General features: G+C 40.6%; 1 protein-coding gene. It reads left to right on the top strand.

Annotated elements, in window-relative coordinates:
- Window positions 1–913: 913 nt before the first annotated feature.
- The coding region (locus P378_RS18330; protein ID WP_143338559.1) for a Fur family transcriptional regulator at window positions 914–1,114 on the top strand (201 nt) is incomplete at its 3' end.

Raw genomic sequence — 1,114 nt, 5'->3', positions numbered from 1 at the left:
CAGAAAATTAATGACATAGTCATTCTTGATAAAATCATCAACAAAATCTACACTGTTAATAGCCTGGAGGAAGCGGCAGCTATTGTCAGGGAGGCAGCCAAATAAGCAAGATAATGTCAGACATCACATAAATTAGCCCCGGAAGGAGATAGACCCTCTTTCCGGGGCTTCTTGTGTCTAAAGGAGGGATTACAACAGTGACAGGGTGCCAGGCAGTGCGGTCGAGCCAGGTCGCTAGGAGGGTGTTGAAAAAACCCCTCTAAAATCCTAATTTTACTCCTTGAAAAATCAAATTAATTAATTAACAGTAGTGAGCCACGATTTTTAGACTTTAAGACGTAAAACTATATTTTTTGAGTATATTACTCCTGTTTTCCAGTATTTGTCATGTAATTGGGCGCGCTTACCCTATAATCGTAGACAATGGCTCTTTGGTAATTTGTTCCATTGTTAGTTTGCACAATCGCTTGAAGTTGACTAATGTTGCTATCAGATATGCTTGAAATTTAACTTTGGCTTGGCCAATGCAGGCGAACCAAAACCAAGGGGACGGTCCCTCTGGTTTACCGAGTAGACTGTGATGAGCGGTCTCCAGGGTTCGAATCCCTGACTCTCCGCCAATTACTTATAAATGGAGGGATACTCGCCATAAACGGGTGGGAATCCCTTTTGATTTTGTATGCTGCCTTGGGCCGTAGCCTGCGGTGCGTTTGACAAAGGTCGCCGTTCAATGGCTGTTCAGCCAACTTATTGGTTACTGAGTTTTTGGGGATTGGGGCTCTGGCTTGGTTTATTGACTTGTTCGCCAGGAGAAGTTTTATGCAACCGAGTAAAAATTTTGGCATTAAGATGTTGACAAAGAAAAAATATTAAATCATAATGGTTATAAATTAATAGGAGATWTAAATTTAAAATGATGATAAATAAGCTTAAAAATTTAGGGCTGAAATTAACGCCTCAAAGACTGGCAATTTTAAATTTGCTTGAAGGTAATGCAAAACACCCGTCAGCGGAGGAAATATACAATCAATTAAAACCCCAGTACCCTTCATTATCTCTTGCGACGGTATACAATACCCTTGAAATACTGGCTAAAGCAGGGGAATTGCAAGAG

This window comes from Desulforamulus profundi, from assembly GCF_002607855.1.
The sequence above is the reverse complement of the archived record's forward strand: the minus strand, read 5'-3'. Positions and strand labels throughout refer to the sequence as shown.